This window comes from Streptomyces sp. NPDC001093, from assembly GCF_040298985.1.
Lineage (GTDB): Bacteria > Actinomycetota > Actinomycetes > Streptomycetales > Streptomycetaceae > Streptomyces.
The window spans coordinates 22,957-47,139 of sequence record NZ_JBEPBF010000054.1 but is presented as its reverse complement, the minus strand read 5'-3'; the positions used below and the strand labels follow the sequence as shown (position 1 = coordinate 47,139).

The window sequence follows — 24,183 nt, the reverse complement described above, 5'->3', positions numbered from 1 at the left end:
CTCCATACAGGTACTGACTCACACGTACTGACGCCAGGCACGAACGTGCCGTTCCGGTCGGTCCGGAGCGGCACGTTAGCGGATGGAGGCGGGAAACCGTCAGTCGGCCGAGCTGTGCACCAGCTCCCTCTCCTCGGCCTTCACCTCCGGCGCGGCGGCTTCACGGCGCGGCAGCAGGATGCCCACGAGGACCGTGCCGAGGCCGAGGATCACCGCGCCGACCAGGCTGGTGTGCGCGACGGCGTCGGAGAAGGAGGAGCCGACCGCGTCCGCCATCTGCCGGGCGCCGGAGGCGAGTTCGGCGGCCTGCTGCTTGAGCTGTGCGGCCTGCTGGGGGTCCTTGGCGTGGGCCGCCTGCGCGGCCAGCGCGTGCGCCTTCCCGCCGATGCCCTGGGCGACGGCGTACCCGGCGCCGACCGAGTCCCGCGCGGTGTCCAGGGCGCTCGCCGGGAGCCTGCTGCCCGCGGTGGCGTCGCTCAGATGGTCGCCGTACGACGTGGCGAGCAGCGAGCCGAGGATGGCGATGCCGAGGGAGCCGCCGAGCTCCAGCGAGGTGTCGTTGACCGCGCCGCCGACGCCCAGCTCGGACTCCGGGAAGGCGCCCATGATGGCGTCGGTGCAGGGCGAGAGGGCGAGGCCGATGGCGAGGCCGAGGATGATCAGGGGCGCCAGAAAGTCGCCGTACGTCGAGGCCGCGTCCACCCGGGTCAGCAGGGCCAGCGCGGTCGTGCCGCCGACCATGCCCGCGGTGACGGTCCACTTCATGCCGACGCGCGGGGTGAGCCAGCCGGTCAGCGCCGAGCCGACGAAGACGGCGCCGGCCAGCGGCAGCATGCGTACGCCGGTCTCCAGGGCGTCGTAGCCGAGGACGAACTGCAGGTGCTGGGTGAGGTAGTAGAAGGCGCCGAAGACGGCCAGGAAGAACAGGGCGACGGCCAGGTTGGAGCCGGCGAAGCGGCGGGTGGTGAAGCGGCGGACGTCCAGGATCGGACGGGGATGGCGCAGCTCCCAGAGGACGAAGGCGACCAGGCCGGCGCCCGCGACGACGGCCGCCGTGACGGCCTTCACGCCCCAGCCGAAGTGCGGGCCCTCGATGATCATGTAGACGAGCGAGCCGGTCCAGATCACCGACAGCAGTCCGCCGACGTAGTCGATGCGGTCGTGGTGACCGGCCCTGGAGGGCGGGACCAGGACGAGGGCGGCGACGATCGCGACGGCCGCGATGGGCACGTTGATCAGGAAGGTCGAGGACCAGCCGTGGTCGCGCAGCAGGGCGCCCGCGACCACGGGACCGGCGGCGATGGCGAGGCCGGCGGTGGCGGTCCACAGCGTGATCGCCTTGGCCCGCTCGGCGCGCGGGAAGGTCGCGGCGAGCAGGGAGAGGGTGGCGGGCATGATCAGCGCCGCGCCGACGCCCATCACGGCGCGGGCCGCGATGACGGTCGCCGCGCTGTCGGCGAGGTAGCCGAAGACGGCACCGGCGCCGAAGACGAGGAGCCCGAGGACTAGGGCGCCGCGCCGGCTGTACTTGTCGCCGATGGCGCCGAGCAGCAGCATCAGCGCCGCGTAGGGGACGGTGTAGCCGTCGATCACCCACTGCAGGTCGGCGCTGGAGAGCCCGAGGTCCTTCGTCATGTCGGGCGCGGCGACCGTGAGGGCGGTGTTCGCCATCACGATGATCAGCAGGCTCAGGCAGAGCACGAGCAGTGCCCACCAGCGCCGGGCGTACGGGCGCTCCATCTTCTCGACCGGTTCGGTCATGACGAGTCGCATGGCAGGGGTCGCCTTCCTCGGATGCGCGACGAGAACGTGAGGTGCGGAGTGAACTTGCACAGCAGCGTGCAATTGCACAACTATGTGCAAGGTACGCCTCTGCACAACACTGTGCAAGTCGGCCGGGGAAGGCACAATGACGGCCATGACCACGGGTAACACCAGCCGCGCCGACGCCAACCGGCGCCGCATCCTCGACGTCGCCCTCGCCGAACTGCTGCGCGATCCCGACGCCTCCATGGACCAGATCGCGCGCGCCGCGGGAGTCGTACGACGGACGGTGTACGGCCATTTCCCCAGCCGTGAGGCGCTGATCAGCACCCTCGTCGACGAGGCCGTGGCGGCGCTGGCGGACGCGGACGCCCGCGCCCGCGACGGGGTGACGGACCCGGCGGAGGCGGTGGCCCGCTCGGTGCTCGCCATCGGGCAGATCGCCGACCGCTACCGGCTGCTGATCGCCCTGGCCCAGCGCACGGTCACCGTCCAGGGCATCCGCGAACGCCTCGCCCCGCTGCGCGCGGGCAAGGTCGCACTGCTCCGGCAAGGACTGGATCAGGGGGTGTTCAGCTCACCGCTGCCGGCGCCGGCGCTGGCGTACGTGCACGAACAGATGATCATGGCGGTGATGGAGGCGGTGAACGACGGCCTCCTGGCAGCACAGGAGGCGGGCCGCTCGGCCACGGTCACGGTGCTGACCGCGGCGGGCGTACCCGCCTCGACGGCCACCGAGCTGGTGGCCAGGGTGAGTGAGGGGACATGACAAAGGCCGGGCGGCCGGGGTACGGGGGAGCCCCAGCCGCCCGGCGGTGGTTCCCGGATGCCCGGCCCGGGTTCAGGCGGGGCCGGGCATCCGGAGTTCCTTCTCGGGATCAGGCCTTGGCCAGCTCCCCCTCCCTCGGCCCGGGAACCTCGGTGACGGTCCCCTGGCCCTCGTCCATCAGCGTGGTCTCGTCGAACGGCAGCTCACCGGCGAGCACCTGCCGCACCCGCGCCTTGTCGATCTCCTTCGTCCACGTGCCCACCAGCACCGTGGCGACCGCGTTGCCCGCGAAGTTCGTCAGCGCACGGGCCTCGCTCATGAACCGGTCGATACCGACGATCAGCCCGACCCCGTCGACCAGCGCGGGCTTGTGCGACTGCAGGCCGCCGGCCAGGGTGGCGAGACCGGCACCGCTGACCCCCGCCGCGCCCTTGGACGCCAGCAGCAGGAAGAGCAGCAGCGGGATCTGCTCGCCGAGGGACATCGGCGTGCCCAGGGCGTCCGCGATGTACAGCGACGCCATGGTCATGTAGATCATCGTGCCGTCGAGGTTGAAGGAGTAACCGGTCGGCACGGTGATGCCGACGACCGGCTTGCTGACGCCCAGGTGCTCCATCTTCGCGATCAGCCGCGGCAGCGCGGACTCGGAGGAGGAGGTGGACAGGATCAGCAGGAACTCCCGCGCCAGGTACTTGAACAGCGAGAAGACGTTCAGGCCCGCGACGAGGCGCAGGATCGCGCCGAGCACCACGAAGACGAACAGCACGCAGGTGACGTAGAAGCCGAGCATCAGCACGGCGAGGCTCTTCAGCGCGTCGAGACCGGCCGAACCGGTGACGGCTGCGATCGCACCGAAGGCGCCGACCGGCGCGGCCCACATGACCATCGACAGGATGCGGAAGACGAGCCGCTGGATGTGCTCGATGCCGCGCAGCACCGGCTGCCCGACCGGGCCCATGGCCTGCAGCGCGAACCCGGCGAGCAGGGCCACCAGCAGCGTCTGCAGGACCTGGCCCTCGGTGAAGGCGGAGACGAAGGAGGTCGGGATGATCGACAGCACGAAGTCGACGGGCGGCAGCGCGTCCGCGGACACCTGGGCGTGGCCGGTCTGCTTGATCGCGTTCGTCAGGTGCAGCCCGTCACCCGGGTGCAGCACGTTGCCGACGACGAGCCCGATCGCGAGGGCGACGAGCGACATCACGAGGAAGTAGCCGAGGGCGATACCGCCGACGGCGCCGACCTTGGCGGCCTTCCGTACGGACCCGATCCCGAGCACGATCGTGCAGAAGATGATCGGCGAGATCATCATCTTGATCAGGTTCACAAAGCCGGTACCGAGCGGCTTCAGCTGGACGGCGGCGTCGGGCCAGATGAGGCCCACGGCGATGCCGAGCGCGACCGCCACGATGACGGCGATGTACAGGTAGTGGGTCCGGTCCCGCTTCACGCGGGGTGCGGCAGGTGCCGTATCGGGGGTTGTGGCGGCCACGACTGCCCTCCTTGACGTCTTCGTCGGTGAACAACCGGCGTGCGACTCACGTCCGGGCGTTGCTTGGGGAATGCCGTGACTATCTCCCGGCCTGTGAGGGCGGTCACCCTTCCGTTCATTTAGTTCACGCTTAACCGGAGAGGCACACTGCTGACATGCGCTTCCCGTCCCTCCCCCGGCCTCGCAGTCTCGCGGGCCAGCTGTTCGCCATGCAGGCCGTGCTGATAGCGGTGGTGGTGGCCGGGTACGCGCTGTTCACCTACGTCGGCGACCAGCGGCAGGCCGAGGACGCGGCGGTCCGCCAGGTCACCGCGGTGGCCCGCTCGATCGCGGACGCCCCCTCGGTGCGCTCGGCCATCCACACCACCCGTCCCACGGCGGCGCTGGAACCGTACGCGCTCATGGTCATGCGGGACGCGGACGTCGACTTCGTCACGATCATGAACCCGGACGGCATCCGCTGGACCCACCCCGACCGGAAGCAGATCGGCAAACGCTTCCTCGGCCGTATCGGCCCCGCCGTGCACGGCCACACCTTCACCGAGACCTACACCGGCACCCTCGGCCCCTCCGTCCGCGCGGTCACCCCGATCGAGGAGAACGGCCACGTCATCGGCCTGGTCAGCGCCGGCATCAAGGTCGAGGCGATCAGCGCCCGGGTCCAGGGGCAGGTCACGGCCCTGCTCGGCGTCGCCGGCGCGACCCTGCTGCTCGGCGCGGTCGGCACCTACGTGATCAACGCCCGCCTGCGCCGCCACACCCACGGCATGAACGCCACCGAGCTCAGCCGGATGCACGACTACCACCAGGCGGCGCTGCACGCGGTCCGCGAGGGCCTGCTGATGCTGGACGGGCAGTACAGGGTGGCCCTCATCAACGACGGCGGACGGGAGCTGCTGGGCCTGGGCGCTCCGGACACGGAGCTGATCGGCCGCTCGGTGGCCGACCTCGGTCTGCCGGCCCCGCTGACCGGCGCGCTGCTGTCCTCCGAACCCCGGGTGGACGAGGTGCACCTGACGGCGGCCCGGGTACTGGTGGTGAACACCTCCCCGGTGTCGGGCGGAGAGCGCCGGGGAACGGTGGTCACGCTGCGCGACGTGACGGAACTCCAGTCCTTGATGGGCGAGTTGGACTCGGAGCGGGGCTTCACCCAGGCACTGCGCTCACAGGCGCACGAGGCCGCCAACCGCCTGCACACGGTGGTGTCGCTCATCGAGCTGGGCCGGGCCGAGGAGGCGGTGGAGTTCGCCACGGCGGAACTGGAGCTGGCCCAGGCGCTGACCGACCACGTGGTCGCGGCGGTCGGCGAACCGGTGCTCGCCGCCCTGCTCCTCGGCAAGACGGCCCAGGCCAACGAGCGGGGCGTGGAACTGGTGGTGTCCGAGGACAGCCGCCTGGACGACGGCCTGCTCCCGGCCGACCTGTCCGCCCGCGACCTCGTGACCATCCTCGGCAACCTGATCGACAACGCGGTGGACGCGGCGCAGGGCAGCGTCCGGGCACGGGTGACGGTGACGGCGTACGCCTCGGACACCGAGGTGGTCCTCAGGGTGTCCGACACGGGCCCCGGCGTCGACCCGGACCATGCCGACCTGGTATTCCAGCGGGGGTTCTCGACGAAGCCGGCCGGACCGGGCGGACGGGGCCTCGGGCTGGCCCTGGTCCGGCAGGCGGTGACCCGCCACGAGGGCACGTTGACGGTGGCGGAGTCCGACGAGGAGAGCGGGGGCGGAGCGGTGTTCGAGGTGCGGTTGCCGCTGCGTACCCCCGCGGGTGGCAGCAGATGACGAACGAGCAGCAGCCCATCCGCGTCCTGGTCGTCGAGGACGACCCGGTGGCCGCCGACGCGCACGTGCTGTACGTCGGCCGGGTGCCGGGATTCGTCGCGGTCGGCAAGGCGCACACCGGCGCGGAGGCACGGCGCCTCCTGGACCGTACCCCCGTGGACCTGCTCCTGCTGGACCTGCACCTGCCGGATGGGCACGGGCTGCAGCTGGCCCGCTCCCTGCGCGCGGCCGGCCATCACGCGGACGTCATAGCGGTCACGTCGGCCCGGGACCTGGCGGTGGTCCGCGAGGGCGTCTCCCTGGGCGTCGTCCAGTACGTCCTGAAACCCTTCACCTTCGCCACGCTCCGGGACCGCCTGGTCCGCTACGCCGAGTTCCGTGCGGCGGCGGGCGAGGCGAGCGGCCAGGACGAGGTCGACCGCGCCCTGGCGGCCCTGCGGGCCCCGTCGCCCGCCGCACTGCCGAAGGGCCTGAGCGGCCCGACGCTGGAACGGGTGACGGGAGCACTGCGCGAGGCTCCCGAGGGCCTGACCGCGGCCGGACTGGCCGAGACGGTCGGCATCTCCCGGATCACCGCGCGACGGTACCTGGAGCACCTGGTGGAGGCGGGAAGGGCCGCCCGGAGCCCGCTGTACGGGCAGGTGGGGAGGCCGGAGCTGGTGTATCGGTGGGTGGTGCAGGGGCGGTGAGGGATGCAGCTCGAACACGGGCTTCGGCGGCTTTGTCAGGAGCGTTGCCGCGGACATACGCGTCGGCAGCCCGAAGCCAACAGATGCGGGCATCGGCAAGGCTGTCTGCCGCTGTGTGGGCGAGGGCGAGATTGTGGAGGCTCTTGCCCTGCCCGTACCAGTTCTCGTTCTCTCGGAAGATGCCCACCGCCTCGCCGTAGGCCTCAATGGCCTCATGGGTTCGATCGGCCTGTAAGTACGCGAGTCCGAGGTTGTTCCAAGCGTTGCCCTCACGCACGCGGTCTCCGGTTGCCCGGTGCAGGTCGCGGGCCAGCACCAAGGCTTCGATCGATTGCTGCGTGAGGCCCAACGCCCATAGGGCGACGCCGAGGTTGCTCCATGCTGTGCCTTCATGGGTGCGGTCTTCAGTGATAACGAACAACTCGCACGCACGAGCGTGGGCGTCGATCGCCTCCCGTAACTGACCTGCATCCTGCAAGGCCAGACCAAGATTGCCCCAAGCGATGGCCTGACGATGCTGGTCCTCTGAGTCGTGATACAGATCGCGGGCTTGGATGTGGGCGTCGATCGCCTCTGGTAACCGGCCTACTTTCCGCAAGGCAAGACCAAGGCTGTTCCACGCGTTGCCCTCGTCAACGGGACTACCAGTGAGTCGTGCAACCTGCAGAGTGGTAGTCGCCACAGCGACCCAGTCGTCAAAATGCCGTCGCCAGTCCAAGTACTCCATCAAGCATTCACCCAGTTGCGCTGCGATGTGAGCGAATCGCCCCTCTTGCGCCCATTGCACCGCCGCCACCAGGCCCGTACGTTCTTCGTCGAACCATGCCAGTGCCTGCCCTCGGTCCGTGAACCGGTCCGGTTCCGGCTTCCCTGGCAGCCACCGCAAACGGGCATCGGCCTCTCGTGCCCAGGTGTAGTAGAACTCCAGCACCCGCGCCCGCGCCGCGTCAGCCTCCTCCCGGAACAACGAATGCCGAGTCGACACACCCGCTCCAAACGCACGCACCAAGTCGTGCATGCGCCATCGCCCACGTCCGCTCCCCCGCTCCACCAGATGCGCGCGGGCCAATGCCTTCAGGCCACGGAGCGGCGACACCTCCGCTCCTGCCAGTACGACAGCCACCTCCTCGCTCACTTCCGGTCCCGGCGCTACGGCGAGCAGACGCAGCAGACGCGCCCGGTCGGCCGGGAGCCGACGGTACGAGAGCTCGAAAGCAGCGCGCACGCTGCGGTTACCGTCATCAAGAGCAGCCAGTCGGTCGTACGACGCGGCCATTTCGTCGCCGAGTTCCGCGATCGGCATCCCCGCATCCTCCGCAAGCAGCGCCGCCGCGATCTGTAAGGCCAACGGCAGATGTCCGCACAGCCCCACAAGCCGTGTTGCCGCCGCCGCTTCCTCCACGACGCGGTGGTCACTCGGATCAGCGATCCGCAGCGCGCGATCGAGGAGTTCATACGCCGCCTGCGACGGGAGCTGATCCAGCGGCAGGAGCTGTGCCCCCAGTTGGGGCAACCGGTCCCGCGAGGTGACCAGCATCCGGTGCCGCGCGCCCCCCGGCAGCAGCGGCCGTACCTGATCCGGTGAGGAGGCGTTGTCGGCGAGGATGAGCACTGCCTCCCGCTCGGCCAGAACGGACCTGTACAGCCCGGCCCGTTCGTCCACCGTCGCCGGAATATGCTCGGGCTGCACCCCCAGGGCCCTCAACGTGGACTGGAGTGCCTGGCCGGCGGTAACAGGCGCGTCGTCGTACCCGTGGAGGTCCACGAAGAGCACGCCACCGGGAAACCATCCCGCGTCCTGCGCCGCGTACGCCGCCTGTACCGCCAGCGCAGTCTTGCCGATGCCGCCGAGTCCGGACACCGCGGTGACGAGGACGGCCTGCTCGATGCCGGAGCATGCAGGATCGAGGGCAGCGCGCAGGCGGCCCAACTCCTCCTTCCGGTCCGTGAATCCGGCCGCCCTAGGTGGCAACGCGTCCAGCGCGGTGGGCGGCGGTGCCTGCTGCTTGTACTCCGCCTTGCCGACGACCGGCCCGTGGAACTCGCCGCCCCGGAAGTCGATGTGATCGCTCACCCGACCACACTCCCCGCCCCGAACGGCAGGGCGTACCGGACGATGCACGCCCCGAGCCCCACGACCGCGACCGCCTCCAGCACGGACAGGACGACCAGACCGGGCGAGACGTCGCCGCCCACCCAGTACACGACGAGCGCACTCAACGGCACGACGCAGAAGGCCAGGAGGTCCACCACGCACTGCACGGCCTTCCGGGCGACGCGCCGCGCGTCCGTGCGGTGTGCGACCTCCCACGCGAAGACCTCACCGCCCTCGGCCCGGGCCAACTCGGCCAGCCGGGGCCCCAACTCCGCCCGCACATAGGCGCCGATCGCCGAGATCTTGTGGTCGTTGACGAGATACGTCCACCCGAGCACGACGCACACCGGTGACAGCGCCAGCAGCATCGCCGGCTGCCCGGCCTGGGCGGCGGCGGCGATCACGGCGGCCACCACGGTTAGGGTGACGTACAAGAGATTGTCCCGGAACCCGATCCGTGTCTTCTGCTCGTCCTTGAGCGTCTGGTACTCGGCGAGCAGCAACTGCCCCACCGTGACGTCCCGTTCAGCCACGCCCTCCCCTTCCCCGGGCATTACCTTAAGGGTGTGCCGGAGACGAAGCCCACTGTTCTGGTCCTGACCGCACTCGCGCTGGAGTACACCGCCGTGCGCGCACACATCGAGGAACGGGAGGACCGGACCCACCCCGACAACGGAACCATCGTGGAAGTGGGGCAGCTGCCCGGCACTCCCTGGCAGGTGGCCGCCGCCGAGCTGGGCGAGGGCGCCAGGAACACCGCCGCGCTCACCGCGTCGCTCATCGGCTGGCTGCGCCCCGAGGCTGTCCTGTTCGTCGGTGTGGCGGGCGGCCTCAAGGAGGACATCGGGCTCGGCGACGTAGTGGTGGGCACGAAGGTGTACGGCATCCACGGCGGCAAGCAGACACCGGAGGGGCTGCTGATCCGCCCCGAGGCCTGGTACGGCTCCCACAGTCTGCTCTCGGCGGCACGTGCCGCGGTGCGGGACCTGCCCGGCGTGCGGGCGCACTTCAAGCCGATCGCCACGGCGGACGTCGTCCTCGCCGACGCCGGGTCCGAGCTCGCCCGGCATGTCCGGGAGCACTACAACGACGCCGCCGCGTTCGAGACGGAGGGCGCGGGAGCGGCGCATGCGGCCCATCTGGAGGGCCGGCAGGCCCTCGTCGTCCGGGGCATCAGCGACCACGCCGACGCGGGCAAGGCCTCGGCCGACGGGAGCGGCTCGCAGGAGCGGGCGGCCACGCAGGCGGCGGACGTGGCCGTGGCGGTGCTACGCAAGTACCGGCCGCGGGGCGGCGGTTCCGGCGACTCCGAGGAGGGTCCCCAAGGACGGTACGGCGGCGACCACATCGACTTCCGCGGCGCTGTCTTCCACGCGGGCGTCATCGGGAAGCAGACCGGAGAGCGGTGACGCCGGCGCCCACGGCCCGTTCCCGCACCCCGACGCCACCCTCCCGGCCCGCCCCGTCGGCTTCACCGGCCGGGTCGCGGTTCTGGACGCGATACTCGGAGGTCTCGCGCCCACACCCGACGACACGAACTCGCGGCCTCCGGCCCACGTCGCCGTCACCGGCATGGGCGGCATCGGCAAGACGGCCCTGACGCTGGAGGCCGCGCACGAGGCATGCTCGCGTGGCTGGTTTCCGGGCGGGGCGCACTTCATCGATCTACGCGGTTACGACGACACGCCGCTCACACCGGAGCAGGCCGTTCTCCCGCTCCTCGACGCGCTCGGTGCCCGCGGCGCCGACCTGCCGATGACGGAGCAGTGGGACGGGTCGTCGCCCCTGCTGCTGAGCCGGTACCAGGCGCACCTGGCCCAGCGCCAGGCCCGTACGCTGCTCGTCCTCGACAACGCCTCGACCCCGCTGCAGCTCGTGCCCCTCGTCCCGAAGTCCGGTTCCCACGCGGTTCTGATCACGACACGGGACCGGCCGCGCTCCCTGCGCCTCAGGACGATAGGCCTGGAGCCGCTGCACGAGGACGAGTCGGCAGCGCTGGTGACCAACGCTCTGCACATCACCGACCCACAGGACGACCGTCCCGGGCGGGAGCCCGTCGCACTGCGTGAACTCGTGGCCCTGTGCGGCCACCTGCCGCTCGCCCTGCACATCGCCGCTGCGACGCTGTGCCACCGCCGCCATCGCGACATCGCCTCCCTGGCGGCCGAGATCAAGGGCGCCGTGGATCCGACCCGCGCCCTGGACGACGGCACCGAAGGCCCGGATCAGTATCTTCGCCCGCTGGCCGTACGTCCCGTTCTGCAGGCGTCGTACCGGCGTCTGCGGCCCGAGCAGGCCGGCGCCCTGCGGCTGCTCGCCCTCGCCCCCGGTGCGGACGTGAGCGGGGAATCGGTTGCCGCGCTCACCGGCAACGAACGGGACACCGCCACGAAGCTCCTGGAGGACCTGGAGGCAGCCGGGCTGGTCACAGGCGTTCCGTCGGCTTCCGGTCCGCGGTGGCGGCTCCACGACCTTGTGCGTGCCTTCGTCGCCGGCATGGACGCGGCGGAGCCCGCTCTGCGGGAGGAAGGCGAGGCGGCGCGTGCGCGGCTGCTGAGCTTCTTCCACGCCGGTGTGACGGCGGCCGACGACCGCCTTCGATGGCTGCCGGGACAACCGGAACCGCAGCGGTTCACCGACAGAGCGGCGGCACTGGCATGGCTGGACGCCGAGCGGACCGGACTGGTTGAAGCCGTCGGGTGGGCACGGGAACAGCGGCACGCCCGCCGTGCGGTGGAGCTGGCCGAGGCCCTGTCGGCCTATCTGAACCTGCGCCGCTATTTCGACGAATGGATCAATGTCTCGCACATCGCTCTGGAAACCGCACGGCAGACCGCGGACCCGCACAGCGAGGGCACCGCCTGGGACAGCCTCGGAAACGCGTACCGAGAGGTCGATCGCATACCGGAGGCGATCGAGGCCCACGGCCGCGCCCGCGCGCTCTTCAGCGAGATCGGAAACCGTCGCCGCGAGGCGCTCGCGTGGAACAACTTGGGCATCGCGCTGCAGCAGGGCGACCGTACGGCCGAGGCGATCGAGGCACTCGAGCACGCCCGCGATCTGTGCCGGGACGTCGGGGACCGGCGTCGAGAAGCCGCCTGCTGGAACAACCTCGGCGTCGTACTGCTGTCGACACGACGGGGAGACGACGCCATCGCCGCGCACACCCGCGCCCTCGCCCTGTCCCGCGAAGCGCATGACCTCCACGGCGAGGGCATGGCCCTCAACAACCTGGGCCACGCGCTGGAGAGGGGACAGCGGCCGGCCGACGCCAGGCAGGCCTATGCCGACGCGGCGGCGCTCCTCAAGGACATCGAGGACTGGTACCGCGCCGGGCAGACGCTGCAGAACCTGGCCATGGCCCAGCAGCGCGCACTCCGGTGGGAGCAGGCCCGCACCAGCTATCTGGAGGCGGCCGAAGCGTTCACCCGGGCCAAGGCCCCCAAGGACGCCGCCGACTGCCAATCCCGCGCACACTCATTGACCTGACTAGACCACTCCTCTTACCTTCACACGGCAACCACCTGGCCACTCAGCAGTGCGCCCTCAGGAGGTCATGCCCGTGCGCCCCACCGCCGCCCTCTCCGCCCTCCTCACCGCCGCTCTCGCCGCCACCGCCCTCACCGCGTGCGGCAACGGCTCGGGAAGCGGTCCGAACACGCTCAAGGTGTCCTACAAGCAGTCCACGGACAACTCTGTGAAGGTGATGGACACCTACCTCGCCGGGATCAAGAAGGACTTCGAGAGGAAGTACCCGGGGAAGAAGGTCGAGTTCGTGCCCATCAAGGCCCCGGACGCCGACTACTACACCAAGCTGCAGCAGATGCTGCGGTCGCCGAGGACCGCGCCGGACCTCGTCTACGAGGACACCTTCCTCATCAACTCCGACATCACCAGCGGGTACCTCGAACCCCTGGATCCGTATCTCGCCAAGTGGGCCGACTGGGGTCAGTTCATCGACACCGCGAAGGCGGCCGCGAGGGGCCAGGACGGGAAGACGTACGGCGTTCCGGACGGGACCGACACCCGCGGACTGTGGTTCGACAAGCGGATCTTCAAGCGGGCCGGGCTGCCGCTGAACTGGCAGCCGAGGAACTGGGACGACATCCTCGCCGCCGCCCGCACCATCAAGCAGAAGGTCCCCGGCGTCACCCCGCTCAACGTCTACACCGGCAAGCCCGCCGGCGAGCGATCCACCATGCAGACCATGGAGATGCTGCTCTACGGCACGGGCGACGGCAGGACCGATCCCCTGTACGACAGCGGCAGCAAGAAGTGGATCGCCGGGAGCCGGGGATTCACGGACTCGCTCAAGTTCGTCGAGACCGTCTACAAGGAGAAGCTCGGCCCCGACGTCTCCGACGCCCTCGATCCCAACTTCGCCACCACCGTCGTGGGCGAGCTGCTCCCCCAGGGCAAGCTCGGCATCGACCTGGACGGCTCCTGGCTGCCGCAGACCTGGCTCCCGGGCAGCGGGCGTGCATGGCCCGACTGGTCCAGGCAGTTGGGGCTGGCGTACATGCCCACCCAGCACGGTCAGGCGCCCGGCAAGGTGAGCATGTCCGGCGGCTGGACCTGGGCGATCCCGGCGAAGGCCGGCCACCCCGACCTCGCCTTCGACTTCATCAGGACGATGCAGACCGAGGCGAACGCCAAGAAGTGGTACATCGCCAACTCGGGGATCTCGGTGCGGAAGGACGTCGCCGCCGATCCCTCGTACGCCACCGCCCAGCCCGGCATCAGGTTCTTCACCGATCTCGTCGCCACGACCCACTACCGGCCCGCCTATCCCGCGTACCCGAAGGTGTCGACCGCCATCCAGGAGGCGATGGAGAGCGTCACGACCGGTGATACGTCCGCGGAGAAGGCCGCAACCAGCTACGACTCCTCCCTCAAGGACGTCACCGGCGGCCAAGTGGTCCAGAGGTGAACCCCCGACACCGGTTCAACCGGGCACTCCCGCTCACCCCCGCTGTCGTCCTCATCCTGCTCTTCCTCGCCGGGCCCATCGCCTACTGCGTCTACATCGCCTTCACCGACCTCCAGCTGACGGGGCAGGCGCACGCCTCCTTCGTCGGGTTCGACAACTTCCGCCGGGCTTTCCAGGACAGCGAGTTCCTGAACGCCGTATGGCTGACCCTCGTCTTCACCGTGCTGTCCTCGCTGGTCGGCCAGAACACCCTGGGGCTCGCTCTGGCCGCGCTGATGAGGCGGGCCAGCAAGCCCGTGCGGACCCTCACCGGCGGGGTCGTCGTCACGGCCTGGGTGCTGCCGGAAGTCGTCGCCGGTTTCCTGCTGTACGCCTTCTTCCGGCGGGAGGGGACCTTGAACGCCATCCTGGACTGGCTTCATCTGCCGCGCCAGAACTGGCTGTTCACGCTGCCGATCCTCGCCGTGTCCTTCGCCAACGTCTGGCGCGGTACGGCGTTCTCGATGCTCGTCTACTCCGCCGCGCTGGACGAGATACCCGCCGAGATCACGGAGGCCGCCGAGGTGGACGGCGCTGGCGGATGGCGGCGGATGTGGCACATCACCCTGCCGATGATCCGGCGGTCCATCGGCACCAACCTGATGCTCAACACCCTGCAGACGCTGTCCGTCTTCGGGCTGATCTGGGTGATGACCCGGGGCGGCCCCGGCAACAAGAGCCAGACCCTGCCGCTGTTCATGTACGAACAGGCCTTCCAGAACAGCATGATCGGGTACGGCACCGCGGTCGCCCTGCTTCTGCTGCTCGTCGGGTCCCTCTTCTCGGTCGTCCATCTGCGGCTGCTGCGGACGGAGGTGTGAGCACGGAATGCCCCGCAGGCGCACCTCGCGGCGGCTCGCCGCCGATGTCTCGCTCCTGGTCGTGGCCGTCGCCTTCGCGCTGCCCCTCGCCTGGGTGGTGCTGTCGTCCGTGGATCCCCACGCGGACCTCAGGGTGAAGGCCCCGGACGGGTTCACCTTCGGCAACTTCGACGCGATCCTGACCCCGGACATCACCTACACCCCGCTGCTCAACAGCCTGATCCTGTGCGGCGGCGCCACCGCGCTGACGGTCGCATGCGCCGCCCTCGCCGCGTACCCGCTCTCCCGCTTCCGCTCCCGACTCAACCGGCCGTTCCTGCTGTCGATCCTGTTCGCGACGAGCCTGCCGATTACCGCGATCATGGTGCCGGTGTACGCGCTGTTCGTCCGGGTGAACCTGATCGACACGCTGCAGGGCACGATCCTGTTCTTCGCCGCCTCCCAACTCCCCTTCGCCATCTGGATCATGAAGAACTTCATGGACGGGGTGCCGAGGGAGCTGGAGGAGGCGGCCTGGACCGACGGGGCGTCCTCGCTGCAGTCGCTGGTCCGGATCGTGCTGCCGCTGATGGGGCCGGGGCTCGCCGTCGTCACGGTGTTCTCGTTCGTGATGATGTGGGGGAACTTCTTCGTCCCCTTCATGCTGCTGCTCACCCCGGACCAGATGCCGGCCTCGGTCAGCATCAACGACTTCTTCGGCAACCGGGGCATGGTGGCCTACGGCCAGCTCGCCGCGTTCTCCGTCATCTACTCGACGCCGGTGATCCTTCTGTACGTCCTGGTCGCGCGGCGCCTGGGCGGCGGTTTCGCACTGGGCGGGGCGGTCAAGGGATGAGGCGTAAGGGTGGTCCGTCCGTTACATACCGAACGGCCGGAACTGTACGTTCCGACAATCCGTGATCCTGTCCGAACGGACCGTAGCCATGCCGTCACGGCGCCCCTAGCTTGTGCTGGGTGCGCCAACCCTCAGCTCCCCCCTTCAACGCCCCGGCGGCCCGCCGGCTGCGCGCCGCGCTCGGTATGGGCCCCGAGCACGTCGCCTACGGCATGCGGGCCTCGTACGGCCTGCCCTATGTGACACCCGATCTGGTGATCGCCTGGGAACGCGGCTCCGTGGCCCCCAGCCACCCGGAACTCACCGCGCTGGCAGGCGTGCTGTGGTGTTCCCCGGGCGAACTCCTCGGCCGGCCGCAGACCCTGCGCGAGCATCGCATTTCCCGCGCCGTCGCACCCGAGGACCTCGCCCGGGCCGTCGACATGGACCTGCGCACCTATCTGCGCATGGAGGACAGCGGGCAGTGGCGGGGCAACGAGCGGCAGTCGGCCGCGCTCGCCCGGGCGCTGGATCTGGCCCTGCCCGACTTCGTCGCCGTCACCGGCCGCCAGGCGAAGCTCGCCGACCTGCTGCACAGCGCGGTGACCACGCGCTGGCAGGCCTATGTGCGACCGGTGCGCAAGCTCGTGCCCCTGGACACGGGTGTCCTCGAAGGGGTGCTGCAGCAGCTCTACGAGGACTACCAGGGGCACATGGCCGCCACCCTGAGCTGGGGCGGCGGCAGCACGAGCGCCAGCGAGTCCGGCCGGGAGTTCCTCGACCGGATCGTGGAGAACTTCTGGGAGGGCGTGGACGACAGGACCGCCCAGGGGACCGACAGGTCCGCCTAGAAGACCGACTCGGCCTCGTCCATGCGGTCCTTCGGCACCGTCTTCAGCTCGGTGACCGCCTCCGCGAGCGGCACCATCACGATGTCGGTGCCGCGCAGTGCGGTCATCTTGCCGAACTCGCCGCGGTGCGCGGCCTCGACGGCGTGCCAGCCGAAGCGGGTGGCGAGGACGCGGTCGTAGGCGGTGGGCACGCCGCCGCGCTGCACGTGGCCGAGGATGACCGGCTTGGCCTCCTTGCCGAGGCGCCGCTCCAGCTCGTACGCCAGCGCGGTGCCGATGCCCTGGAAGCGCTCGTGGCCGTACTGGTCGATCTCGCCCTTGCCGTAGTCCATGGTGCCCTCGGCGGGGTGGGCGCCCTCGGCGACGCAGATGACGGCGAACTTCTTGCCGCGGGCGAAGCGCTCCTCGACCATCTTGACCAGGTGGGCGGGATCGAAGGGGCGCTCGGGCAGGCAGATGCCGTGGGCGCCGGCGGCCATGCCGGACTCCAGGGCGATCCAGCCGGCGTGCCGGCCCATGACCTCGACGACCATCACGCGCTGGTGGGACTCGGCGGTGGTCTTCAGCCGGTCCATCGCCTCGGTGGCGACGCCGACGGCGGTGTCGAAGCCGAAGGTGCGGTCGGTGGAGGAGATGTCGTTGTCGATCGTCTTGGGGACGCCGACGACCGGGAGGCCCGCGTCGGACAGCATGCGGGCCGCGGTCAGCGTGCCCTCGCCGCCGATCGGGATCAGCGCGTCGATGCCGAACTCCTCGACCATGTCGGTGGCCTTGTCGCAGGCCTCGCGCAGCCGGTCGCGCTCCAGCCGGGAGGAGCCGAGGATGGTGCCGCCGCGGGCCAGGATGCCGCCGACCGCGTCCAGGTCGAGGCTGCGGTAGTGCCGGTCGAGCAGACCCCGGTAGCCGTCCTCGAAGCCGATGACCTCGTCGCCGTACTGCGCAACCGCCCGGTGCACGACCGACCGGATCACGGCGTTCAGGCCGGGGCAGTCGCCGCCTGCGGTGAGAACTCCGATGCGCATCGTGCTGTGTCTCCTGCTCGCTGTCGGTGCCGGTGAGCCAGAGTCGATTGTTCCACGTCCGCCGGGGCACTGAGCCACTTGACGGGCGCCTTATCCGGCGACAGAGGTATTGTCAAGAGGGTTCTGCTCACCTTGGTGGGCGATTTTTATGCCGCCGTACAAGTCCTGCAACACGAGGAACGGAGTGGACGCGTGACGCGCAGCGTGTACGTGACCGGGATCGACCGCGGTGACGGCCGCCAGGTCGTGGAGCTGGGGGTCATGGAGCTCCTGACCCGGCAGGTCGACCGGGTGGGCGTGTTCCGTCCGCTCGTGCACGACGGCCCCGACCGGCTGTTCGAGCTGCTGCGGGCGCGGTACCGCCTCTCGCAGGACCCGGCGACGGTCTACGGCATGGACTACCACGAGGCGTCCGCGCTCCAGGCCGAGCAGGGCACCGACGAGCTGGTCTCCGCGCTGGTCGACCGCTTCCACCTGGTCGCGCGTGACTACGACGTCGTCCTTGTCCTCGGCACCGACTTCGCCGGCACCCAGCTCCCGGACGAGCTGTCCCTGAACGCCCGCCTCGCCAACGAGTTCGGTGCCTCCGTGATCCCGGTGGTCGGCGGCCGCGGGCAGACCACCGAGTCCGTGCTCGCCGAGACCCGCAACGCCTACCGGGCGTACGACGGCCTGGGCTGCGACGTGCTGGCGATGGTCACCAACCGGGTGGCCCGCGAGGACCGCGACGAGATCGCCGAGCGGCTCGCGAACCGGCTGCCGGTGCCCTGTTACGTCGTCCCCGACGAGCCCGCGCTGTCCGCGCCGACCGTCTCCCAGATCGCGCAGGTCCTCGACGCCAAGGTGCTGCTCGGCGACGACTCCGGGCTCGCCCGGGACGTCCTCGGCTTCGTCTTCGGCGGCGCCATGCTGCCCAACCTGCTCGGCGCCCTGACCCCGGGCTGCCTGGTCATGACCCCGGGCGACCGCGCCGACCTGGTCGTCGGCTCGCTGGCCGCGCACAGCGCCGGCACCCCGCCGATAGCCGGCGTGCTGCTCACCCTGAACGAGGTGCCGAGCGAGGAGATCCTCACCCTCGCCGCCCGCCTCGCCCCCGGCACCCCGGTCCTCTCCGTGACCGGCAACAGCTTCCCCACCGCCGAGCGGCTGTTCTCCCTGGAGGGCAAGCTGAACGCGGCCACCCCGCGCAAGGCGGAGCGGGCGCTGGGCCTGTTCGAGCGGTACGCCGACACCGCCGAGCTGGCCGCGCGCGTGAGCGCCCCCAGCAGCGACCGGGTCACCCCGATGATGTTCGAGCACAAGCTGCTCGAGCAGGCCCGCTCCGACAGGCGCCGGGTCGTGCTGCCGGAGGGCACCGAGGAGCGGGTCCTGCACGCGGCCGAGGTGCTGCTGCGCCGCGGGGTCTGCGACCTCACCCTGCTCGGGCCTGAGGACCAGATCCGCAAGAAGGCCGCCGACCTCGGGGTGGACCTCGGCGACACCCAGCTGATCGACCCGGCCACCTCCGAGTTGCGCGACGCCTTCGCCGAGAAGTACGCCCAGCTCCGGGCCCACAGGGGCGTGACCGTCGAGCTGGCCTACGACGTCGTCTCGGACGTCAACTACTTCGGCACCCTGATGGTCCAGGAGGGCCTGGCCGACGGCATGGTCTCCGGGTCGGTGCACTCCACGGCGGCCACCATCCGGCCGGCCTTCGAGATCATCAAGACGAGGCCGGACTCCTCGATCGTCTCGTCCGTCTTCTTCATGTGCCTCGCCGACAAGGTACTGGTCTACGGCGACTGCGCGGTCAACCCGGACCCGAACGCCGAGCAGCTCGCGGACATCGCCATCCAGTCCGCCGGTACGGCCGCGCGGTTCGGCGTGGAGCCGAGGATCGCGATGCTGTCGTACTCCACCGGCACCTCCGGTTCGGGCGCCGACGTCGAGAAGGTGCGCGAGGCGACCGAGCTGGCGCGCAGCCGGCGGCCCGACCTGAAGATCGAGGGCCCGATCCAGTACGACGCGGCCGTGGAGCCGTCCGTCGCCGCGACCAAGCTGCCCGGCTCCGAGGTCGCCGGGCAGGCCAGTGTGCTGATCTTCCCCGACCTCAACACCGGCAACAACACCTACAAGGCCGTGCAGCGTTCGGCCGGCGCGATCGCCGTCGGACCGGTCCTGCAGGGTCTGCGCAAGCCGGTCAACGACCTGTCCCGGGGCGCGCTCGTCCAGGACATCGTCAACACCGTCGCCATCACGGCGATCCAGGCCCAGACGCCCGCCAACTGACCACAGAGAGCCCACAATCACCGTGACAGCAACCCGCGCGGCGACTCGCGTCCTCGTCCTCAACTCCGGCTCCTCGTCGGTGAAGTACCAGCTGCTCGACATGCGCGACGCCGGCCGGCTCGCCGTCGGTCTGGTGGAGCGCATCGGCGAGCAGACCTCCCGGTTCAAGCACACCTGCCTCACCACCGGCGACACCCGCGAGCACACCGGGCCGATCGCCGACCACGACGCCGCCCTCAAGGCGGTCGCCGAGGAGCTGAGCCGGGACGGCCTGGGCCTGGACTCGCCGGAGCTGGCCGCGATCGGGCACCGGGTGGTGCACGGCGGCATGTTCTTCACCGAGCCGACCGTCATCGACGACGAGGTGCTCAGCGAGATCGAGCGGCTGATCCCGGTCGCCCCGCTGCACAACCCGGCCAACCTGACCGGCATCCGCACCGCCCGGGGGCTGCGCCCCGACCTGCCCCAGGTCGCCGTCTTCGACACCGCGTTCCACACGACGATGCCGGAGTCGGCGGCGCGCTACGCGATCGACCCGAAGATCGCCGACCGGCACCGCATCCGCCGCTACGGCTTCCACGGCACCTCGCACGCCTACGTCTCCCGGGAGACCGCGCGGCTGCTGGGCAAGGACCCGTCCGAGGTCAACGTCATCGTGCTGCACCTGGGCAACGGCGCCTCGGCGTCCGCGGTGGCCGGGGGCCGGTGCGTGGACACCTCCATGGGGCTCACTCCTTTGGAGGGGCTGGTGATGGGTACGCGCTCCGGTGATGTGGATCCGGCCGTCATCTTCCATTTGGCCCGGGTTGGCGAAATGTCCATGGACGAGATCGACACTCTTCTCAACAAGAGGAGCGGCCTGTTCGGTCTGTGCGGGGACAACGACATGCGGGAGATCCGCCGCCGGATCGACGAGGGTGACGAAGCGGCCGCTCTCGCGTTCGACATTTACATTCACCGGCTCAAGAAGTACATCGGCGCCTATTACGCCGTGCTCGGGGAGGTGGACGCCGTCGCGTTCACGGCGGGGGTCGGCGAGAACGCGGCGCCCGTGCGGGCGGCGGCGATCACGGGCCTGGAGTCCCTGGGCCTGGCGGTCGACCCGGAGCTGAACGCCGTGCGAGCGGACCGGGCCAGGATCATCTCGCCGAAGGGTGCGCGTGTCGCAGTCGCCGTGGTTCCGACGGATGAAGAACTGGAGATCGCGACGCAGACCTACGCACTGGTCGGAAAGAACAACTGAATAGCAGCACCTGAGCGGTGCGGCACTCATTTGTATCTTCCGCCAGACGGAATATTCCGTAGCGAAACAAACCGATAGGATCGCCCCATGCGCCGTTCGAAAATCGTCTGTACTCTCGGCCCCGCGGTCGACTCCCACGAGATGCTCGTCGCCATGATCGAGGCGGGCATGAATGTGGCCCGGTTCAACTTCAGCCACGGCTCCCACGCCGAGCACCAGGCGCGGTACGACCGCGTCCGGGCCGCGTCCAAGGAGACCGGCCGGCCCATCGGCGTCCTCGCCGACCTGCAGGGCCCGAAGATCCGCCTGGAGACCTTCGCCGAGGGCCCGGTCGAGCTCGAGCGCGGTGACGAGTTCGTCATCACGATCGAGGACGTGCCCGGCGACAAGCACATCTGCGGTACGACGTACAAGGGACTGCCGGGCGACGTCTCGCGCGGCGACCAGATCCTGATCAACGACGGCAACGTCGAGCTGAAGGTCCTGGACGTCGAGGGCCCCCGGGTGAAGACGATCGTCATCGAGGGCGGTGTCGTCTCCGACCACAAGGGCATCAACCTGCCCGGCGCGGCCGTCAACGTGCCCGCGCTGAGCGAGAAGGACGTCGAGGACCTGCGCTTCGCCCTCCGCATGGGCTGCGACCTGGTCGCCCTGTCCTTCGTCCGGGACGCCAAGGACGTCCACGACGTGCACCGCGTCATGGACGAGGAGGGCCGCCGGGTCCCGGTCATCGCCAAGGTGGAGAAGCCGCAGGCGGTGGAGAACATGGAGGACGTCGTGATGGCGTTCGACGGTGTGATGGTCGCCCGCGGTGACCTCGCCGTCGAGTACCCGCTCGAGAAGGTCCCCATGGTGCAGAAGCGCCTGATCGAGCTGTGCCGGCGCAACGCCAAGCCGGTGATCGTCGCGACCCAGATGATGGAGTCGATGATCACCAACTCCCGTCCGACCCGCGCCGAGGCCTCCGACGTGGCCAACGCGATCCTCGACGGCGCCGACGCGGTCATGCTGTCGGCCGAGTCCAGCGTGGGCGCGTACCCGGTCGAGACGGTCAAGACCATGTCGAAGATCGTCCAGGCGGCCGAGCAGGAGCTGCTCTCCAAGGGCCTGCAGCCGCTGGTGCCGGGCAAGAAGCCGCGCACCCAGGGCGGTTCGGTGGCCCGCGCGGCCTGCGAGATCGCCGACTTCCTCGGCGGCCGGGGCCTGATCGCCTTCACCCAGTCCGGTGACACCGCGCGCCGCCTGTCCCGCTACCGCGCGGTCCAGCCGATCATCGCCTTCACCACGGACGAGGGCACCCGCAACCAGCTCACCCTCAGCTGGGGCGTGGAGCCGCACGTCGTGCCGTTCGTGAACACCACGGACGAGATGGTCGACCTGGTGGACCAGGAGGTCGCCCGGCTGGACCGCTTCGACGCGGGCGACACGGTCATCATCACCGCCGGCTCGCCCCCCGGCGTCCCCGGCACCACCAACATGCTGCGCGTCCACCACCTCGGTGGCACCCAGAACAACTGACAAGCCCCACAAGGGCCTTGTACGGCGCTGAGGGCGCCCCCTGGACCAGGGGGCGCCCTCAGCTGTGTGCGGCTCCCGAACGGGCTTTGCAGGACCGGTCAGCCGGTCGTGTACACATGCATGCCGGGCACGTGCAGGTTGCCGCCGAACTGTGCCGCCTGGACCACCTTGACGTTGGTGAAGTAGATCAGCGGCAGGTTCAGCGGGGGCGGGCTGTCGGGCGTGAAGGTCATCGGGATCAGACCGAACAGGTTGCCCGAGATGCTCTCGGTGTACATCGTCGTGGCGCCGCCCCGGATGGTGGACGTCGAGCCCTGGGCCGCCTGCACGTGGTAGGTCTTCCCGGAGAGCTTGTCGTTCACCGTCTGGTGCAGGTCGCCGATGTCCGTGCCGTCGGAGATGACGTACTTCAGCACCTTCTTGGTGGTGCCGGACGCCGTCTTCACCTCCACGATGCCCTGGTAGTCGGCGCCCTTGAGCAGCAGCGAGCTGGCACTGAGGTACCAGGGGTCGTCCGCCACCGGCACCTTGTTGTCGACGCCGCCCTGGTCGGTCGTGGCCGCCGGGCAGTTTTGCGCCGAGGCGGAGGAGCTCGCCGACGGGCTCGGCGTGGCCGACGCGGCCGCGCCCTGGGCCGTCTTGGTGGCGTCCCCGGCCGTCTTGGAGACCGTGTCGGTGGTCTTCTTCACCGTGTCGCCGACCGTCTTGGTGGCCTTGGCGACGGTGCCGCCCACGGTGTCGGTGACCTTCGACCCGGACGACGACGTACCCGAGGGGGACGAGGATCCCGAGGACGCGCTCGCCGACGGCGTGGGGCTCGCGGAGGAGCTGCCCGAGTCCGAGCTGCCGCCGCCGAGGATCCCGCCGAGCGTGTCGCCGAGGGTGCCCAGCAGACCGCCGCTGCTCTTGGAGGCCGACGGGGTGGGCGAGGCCGTGGCACCGCCGGAGGGCGAGGACGAACCCGACGAGCCGGAGCCCGCGTCCGAGCCGGAACCGGACGAGCCGGAGGTCGCGGTCGGCTTGGGCGTGGCCTGGTCGCCGGAACCTGAATCCGGCGAAGAGGAGGTGCCCGTGCCGCCGGACTTCGAGTCCTTCGCGCCGGTGCTCGCCGAGGGCGACGGCGTGGCCGTGGCCGCGCTCTTCGAGGCGGACGGCGAGGGCGAGGACGAGGGGTCCTTGGAGCCGTCCAGCGCCTTGACGCAGTTCTTGTACTCGTCCGCCGTCAGGCTCTTGGCCGTCGTCGACGGGGACGGGCTGCCGCCGTTGCCGGCCGCGAGGGCCAGCGTGGACGTGAAGCCCATGCCCATCAGCACCGCCGTCGGCATCGCCACGGAGGCGATCGCCTTGCCGGCCGGCATGTGGAACCTGGTGAACAGCGGCTTCCTGGGGGCCGCGTGGCGGGGCCCGGTTCTCGCGCGGGACCCGTCCACATCGGTCCCGCGGGTCACCTCGTCAGCCGGCACTGTGCCTCCCGTTCGCCCCGTTGGCCGGGCTCGTTCCTGACAGGTCGTTCGACTCCACCGCGTCCGGGTACTGCAGCGGCGGCTCCGCGGTCTGCGGGGCACCGCCCTCGCCCGGGGCCGCCTCGGCCGGCGGCTGCGGCTGCGGCGGCGCGCCCGGCGCCCAGGCCACGGCCATCGCTCCGCCGATCAGCGAGAACAGGAAGCCGACGATGAAGCCGCCGATGTTGGACAGCGGAATGGACACCAGCGCCAGCAGAATCGCCGCGACACCCGCGAAGACCCGGGTGTGCAGCTGGAACCAGAGGGTGATGCCGAGGACCATGAGCAGCGCGCCGATGATCAGGGAACTGGAGCCGCCCGGCGTCCCCATCGTCATCGAGAGGTGGCCCAGCTGCAGGTGTGCGTACGGAAAGTACAGGATGAGAAATCCGCCGAGCATGGTGAACAGTCCGGCCCAGAACGGACGGGTGCCCCGCCAGGCGCGGAACTGCAGCCTCCGGCGGGTGAACTGGCCGGGCGCGGCGGCAGAGGTCTCGGCGCTCATGGAAAACAGCTCCCTGGTGCGGCGTTGCTGTGGTGGTGATGTGTGCCGCGTGTGAAACACGGCCGGAGAGTGGACGG

General features: G+C 70.2%; 19 protein-coding genes. 12 read left to right on the top strand and 7 right to left on the bottom strand.

Annotated features, from left to right (window positions below; all coding sequences use genetic code 11):
- Positions 1-99: 99 nt before the first annotated feature.
- On the bottom strand, positions 100-1,773 hold the full coding sequence (locus tag ABT288_RS25555) for an MFS transporter (RefSeq protein WP_351611998.1): 1,674 nt from the start codon (positions 1,771-1,773) through the stop codon (positions 100-102).
- 136 nt (positions 1,774-1,909) lie between these two features.
- Here ABT288_RS25555 and ABT288_RS25550 point away from each other — a divergent pair, with 136 nt between their 5' ends.
- Entirely contained in the window at positions 1,910-2,533 is a 624-nt protein-coding gene (locus ABT288_RS25550; RefSeq protein WP_351611995.1) for a TetR/AcrR family transcriptional regulator, read from the top strand.
- 109 nt (positions 2,534-2,642) lie between these two features.
- Here the strand turns inward: ABT288_RS25550 and ABT288_RS25545 are convergent, their stop codons facing one another.
- Positions 2,643-4,022, bottom strand: a complete 1,380-nt coding sequence (locus ABT288_RS25545; RefSeq protein WP_351611992.1) for a cation:dicarboxylate symporter family transporter — start codon at positions 4,020-4,022, stop codon at positions 2,643-2,645.
- A 155-nt stretch (positions 4,023-4,177) separates the two neighbouring features.
- Here ABT288_RS25545 and ABT288_RS25540 point away from each other — a divergent pair, with 155 nt between their 5' ends.
- Entirely contained in the window at positions 4,178-5,809 is a 1,632-nt protein-coding gene (locus tag ABT288_RS25540; RefSeq protein ID WP_351611989.1) for a sensor histidine kinase, read from the top strand.
- The gene (locus ABT288_RS25535) at positions 5,806-6,498 is read left to right on the top strand and encodes a response regulator (protein ID WP_351611986.1); all 693 of its coding nucleotides are present in this window, start codon (positions 5,806-5,808) and stop codon (positions 6,496-6,498) included. Before ABT288_RS25540 ends, ABT288_RS25535 begins: the two co-directional genes overlap by 4 nt.
- Here ABT288_RS25535 and ABT288_RS25530 read toward each other — a convergent pair.
- Entirely contained in the window at positions 6,380-8,572 is a 2,193-nt protein-coding gene (locus ABT288_RS25530) for a tetratricopeptide repeat protein (RefSeq protein WP_351611984.1), read from the bottom strand. The genes ABT288_RS25535 and ABT288_RS25530 overlap by 119 nt on opposite strands.
- On the bottom strand, positions 8,569-9,126 hold the full coding sequence (locus ABT288_RS25525; RefSeq protein ID WP_351611982.1) for a hypothetical protein: 558 nt from the start codon (positions 9,124-9,126) through the stop codon (positions 8,569-8,571). Before ABT288_RS25525 ends, ABT288_RS25530 begins: the two co-directional genes overlap by 4 nt.
- A gap of 33 nt (positions 9,127-9,159) precedes the next feature.
- Between ABT288_RS25525 and ABT288_RS25520 the strand changes: the two genes are divergently transcribed.
- From ABT288_RS25520 to ABT288_RS25495, 6 genes are all read left to right on the top strand, one after another.
- Positions 9,160-10,002: a 5'-methylthioadenosine/S-adenosylhomocysteine nucleosidase family protein gene (locus ABT288_RS25520; RefSeq protein WP_351611979.1), complete on the top strand. Its 843-nt coding sequence runs from the start codon at positions 9,160-9,162 to the stop codon at positions 10,000-10,002.
- Entirely contained in the window at positions 9,956-12,082 is a 2,127-nt protein-coding gene (locus tag ABT288_RS25515) for a tetratricopeptide repeat protein (protein WP_351612031.1), read from the top strand. Before ABT288_RS25520 ends, ABT288_RS25515 begins: the two co-directional genes overlap by 47 nt.
- A 67-nt stretch (positions 12,083-12,149) precedes the next feature.
- Complete coding sequence (locus tag ABT288_RS25510) at positions 12,150-13,523, top strand: extracellular solute-binding protein (protein ID WP_351611976.1); 1,374 nt, start codon at positions 12,150-12,152, stop codon at positions 13,521-13,523.
- Positions 13,520-14,383: a carbohydrate ABC transporter permease gene (locus tag ABT288_RS25505; RefSeq protein ID WP_351611973.1), complete on the top strand. Its 864-nt coding sequence runs from the start codon at positions 13,520-13,522 to the stop codon at positions 14,381-14,383. The genes ABT288_RS25510 and ABT288_RS25505 overlap by 4 nt, the downstream gene beginning before the upstream one ends.
- Before the next feature lie 7 nt (positions 14,384-14,390).
- Complete coding sequence (locus ABT288_RS25500; protein ID WP_351611971.1) at positions 14,391-15,218, top strand: carbohydrate ABC transporter permease; 828 nt, start codon at positions 14,391-14,393, stop codon at positions 15,216-15,218.
- 119 nt (positions 15,219-15,337) lie between these two features.
- The gene (locus tag ABT288_RS25495; RefSeq protein ID WP_351611968.1) at positions 15,338-16,048 is read left to right on the top strand and encodes an XRE family transcriptional regulator; all 711 of its coding nucleotides are present in this window, start codon (positions 15,338-15,340) and stop codon (positions 16,046-16,048) included.
- Here the strand turns inward: ABT288_RS25495 and ABT288_RS25490 are convergent.
- Positions 16,045-17,070 carry an ATP-dependent 6-phosphofructokinase gene (locus ABT288_RS25490; RefSeq protein WP_351611966.1) on the bottom strand — a complete coding sequence of 342 codons (1,026 nt, stop codon included), beginning with the start codon at positions 17,068-17,070 and terminating at the stop codon, positions 16,045-16,047. The two genes, ABT288_RS25495 and ABT288_RS25490, sit on opposite strands and share 4 nt — an antisense overlap.
- Positions 17,071-17,262: 192 nt before the next feature.
- On the opposite strand from ABT288_RS25490, the gene pta reads away from it, so the two are divergent.
- The 3 genes from pta (at position 17,263) to pyk (ending at position 22,099) form a co-directional block, all read left to right on the top strand.
- Positions 17,263-19,338: a phosphate acetyltransferase gene (gene pta / locus ABT288_RS25485; RefSeq protein WP_351611963.1), complete on the top strand. Its 2,076-nt coding sequence runs from the start codon at positions 17,263-17,265 to the stop codon at positions 19,336-19,338.
- Positions 19,339-19,360: 22 nt separating this feature from the next.
- Positions 19,361-20,581, top strand: a complete 1,221-nt coding sequence (locus ABT288_RS25480; protein ID WP_351611960.1) for an acetate kinase — start codon at positions 19,361-19,363, stop codon at positions 20,579-20,581.
- 87 nt (positions 20,582-20,668) lie between these two features.
- A complete protein-coding gene (pyk, locus tag ABT288_RS25475) occupies positions 20,669-22,099 on the top strand; it encodes a pyruvate kinase (protein ID WP_351611957.1) in 1,431 nt (476 codons plus the stop codon).
- Between the two features lie 98 nt (positions 22,100-22,197).
- Here the strand turns inward: pyk and ABT288_RS25470 are convergent, their stop codons facing one another.
- Positions 22,198-23,562 carry a hypothetical protein gene (locus ABT288_RS25470; RefSeq protein ID WP_351611954.1) on the bottom strand — a complete coding sequence of 455 codons (1,365 nt, stop codon included), beginning with the start codon at positions 23,560-23,562 and terminating at the stop codon, positions 22,198-22,200.
- Entirely contained in the window at positions 23,552-24,106 is a 555-nt protein-coding gene (locus ABT288_RS25465) for a DUF6114 domain-containing protein (RefSeq protein WP_351611951.1), read from the bottom strand. Before ABT288_RS25465 ends, ABT288_RS25470 begins: the two co-directional genes overlap by 11 nt.
- Positions 24,107-24,183 lie beyond the last annotated feature (77 nt).

Excerpts from the sequence above, each read along its gene's own strand:
- ABT288_RS25555 (WP_351611998.1), bottom strand. The coding sequence starts at position 1,773 with ATGCGACTCGTCATGACCGAACCGGTCGAGAAGATGGAGCGCCCGTAC.
- ABT288_RS25550 (WP_351611995.1), top strand. The coding sequence starts at position 1,910 with ATGACGGCCATGACCACGGGTAACACCAGCCGCGCCGACGCCAACCGG.
- ABT288_RS25540 (WP_351611989.1), top strand. The coding sequence starts at position 4,178 with ATGCGCTTCCCGTCCCTCCCCCGGCCTCGCAGTCTCGCGGGCCAGCTG.
- ABT288_RS25535 (WP_351611986.1), top strand. The coding sequence starts at position 5,806 with ATGACGAACGAGCAGCAGCCCATCCGCGTCCTGGTCGTCGAGGACGAC.
- ABT288_RS25510 (WP_351611976.1), top strand. The coding sequence starts at position 12,150 with ATGCCCGTGCGCCCCACCGCCGCCCTCTCCGCCCTCCTCACCGCCGCT.
- ABT288_RS25500 (WP_351611971.1), top strand. The coding sequence starts at position 14,391 with ATGCCCCGCAGGCGCACCTCGCGGCGGCTCGCCGCCGATGTCTCGCTC.
- ABT288_RS25490 (WP_351611966.1), bottom strand. The coding sequence starts at position 17,070 with ATGCGCATCGGAGTTCTCACCGCAGGCGGCGACTGCCCCGGCCTGAAC.
- pyk (WP_351611957.1), top strand. The coding sequence starts at position 20,669 with ATGCGCCGTTCGAAAATCGTCTGTACTCTCGGCCCCGCGGTCGACTCC.
- ABT288_RS25465 (WP_351611951.1), bottom strand. The coding sequence starts at position 24,106 with ATGAGCGCCGAGACCTCTGCCGCCGCGCCCGGCCAGTTCACCCGCCGG.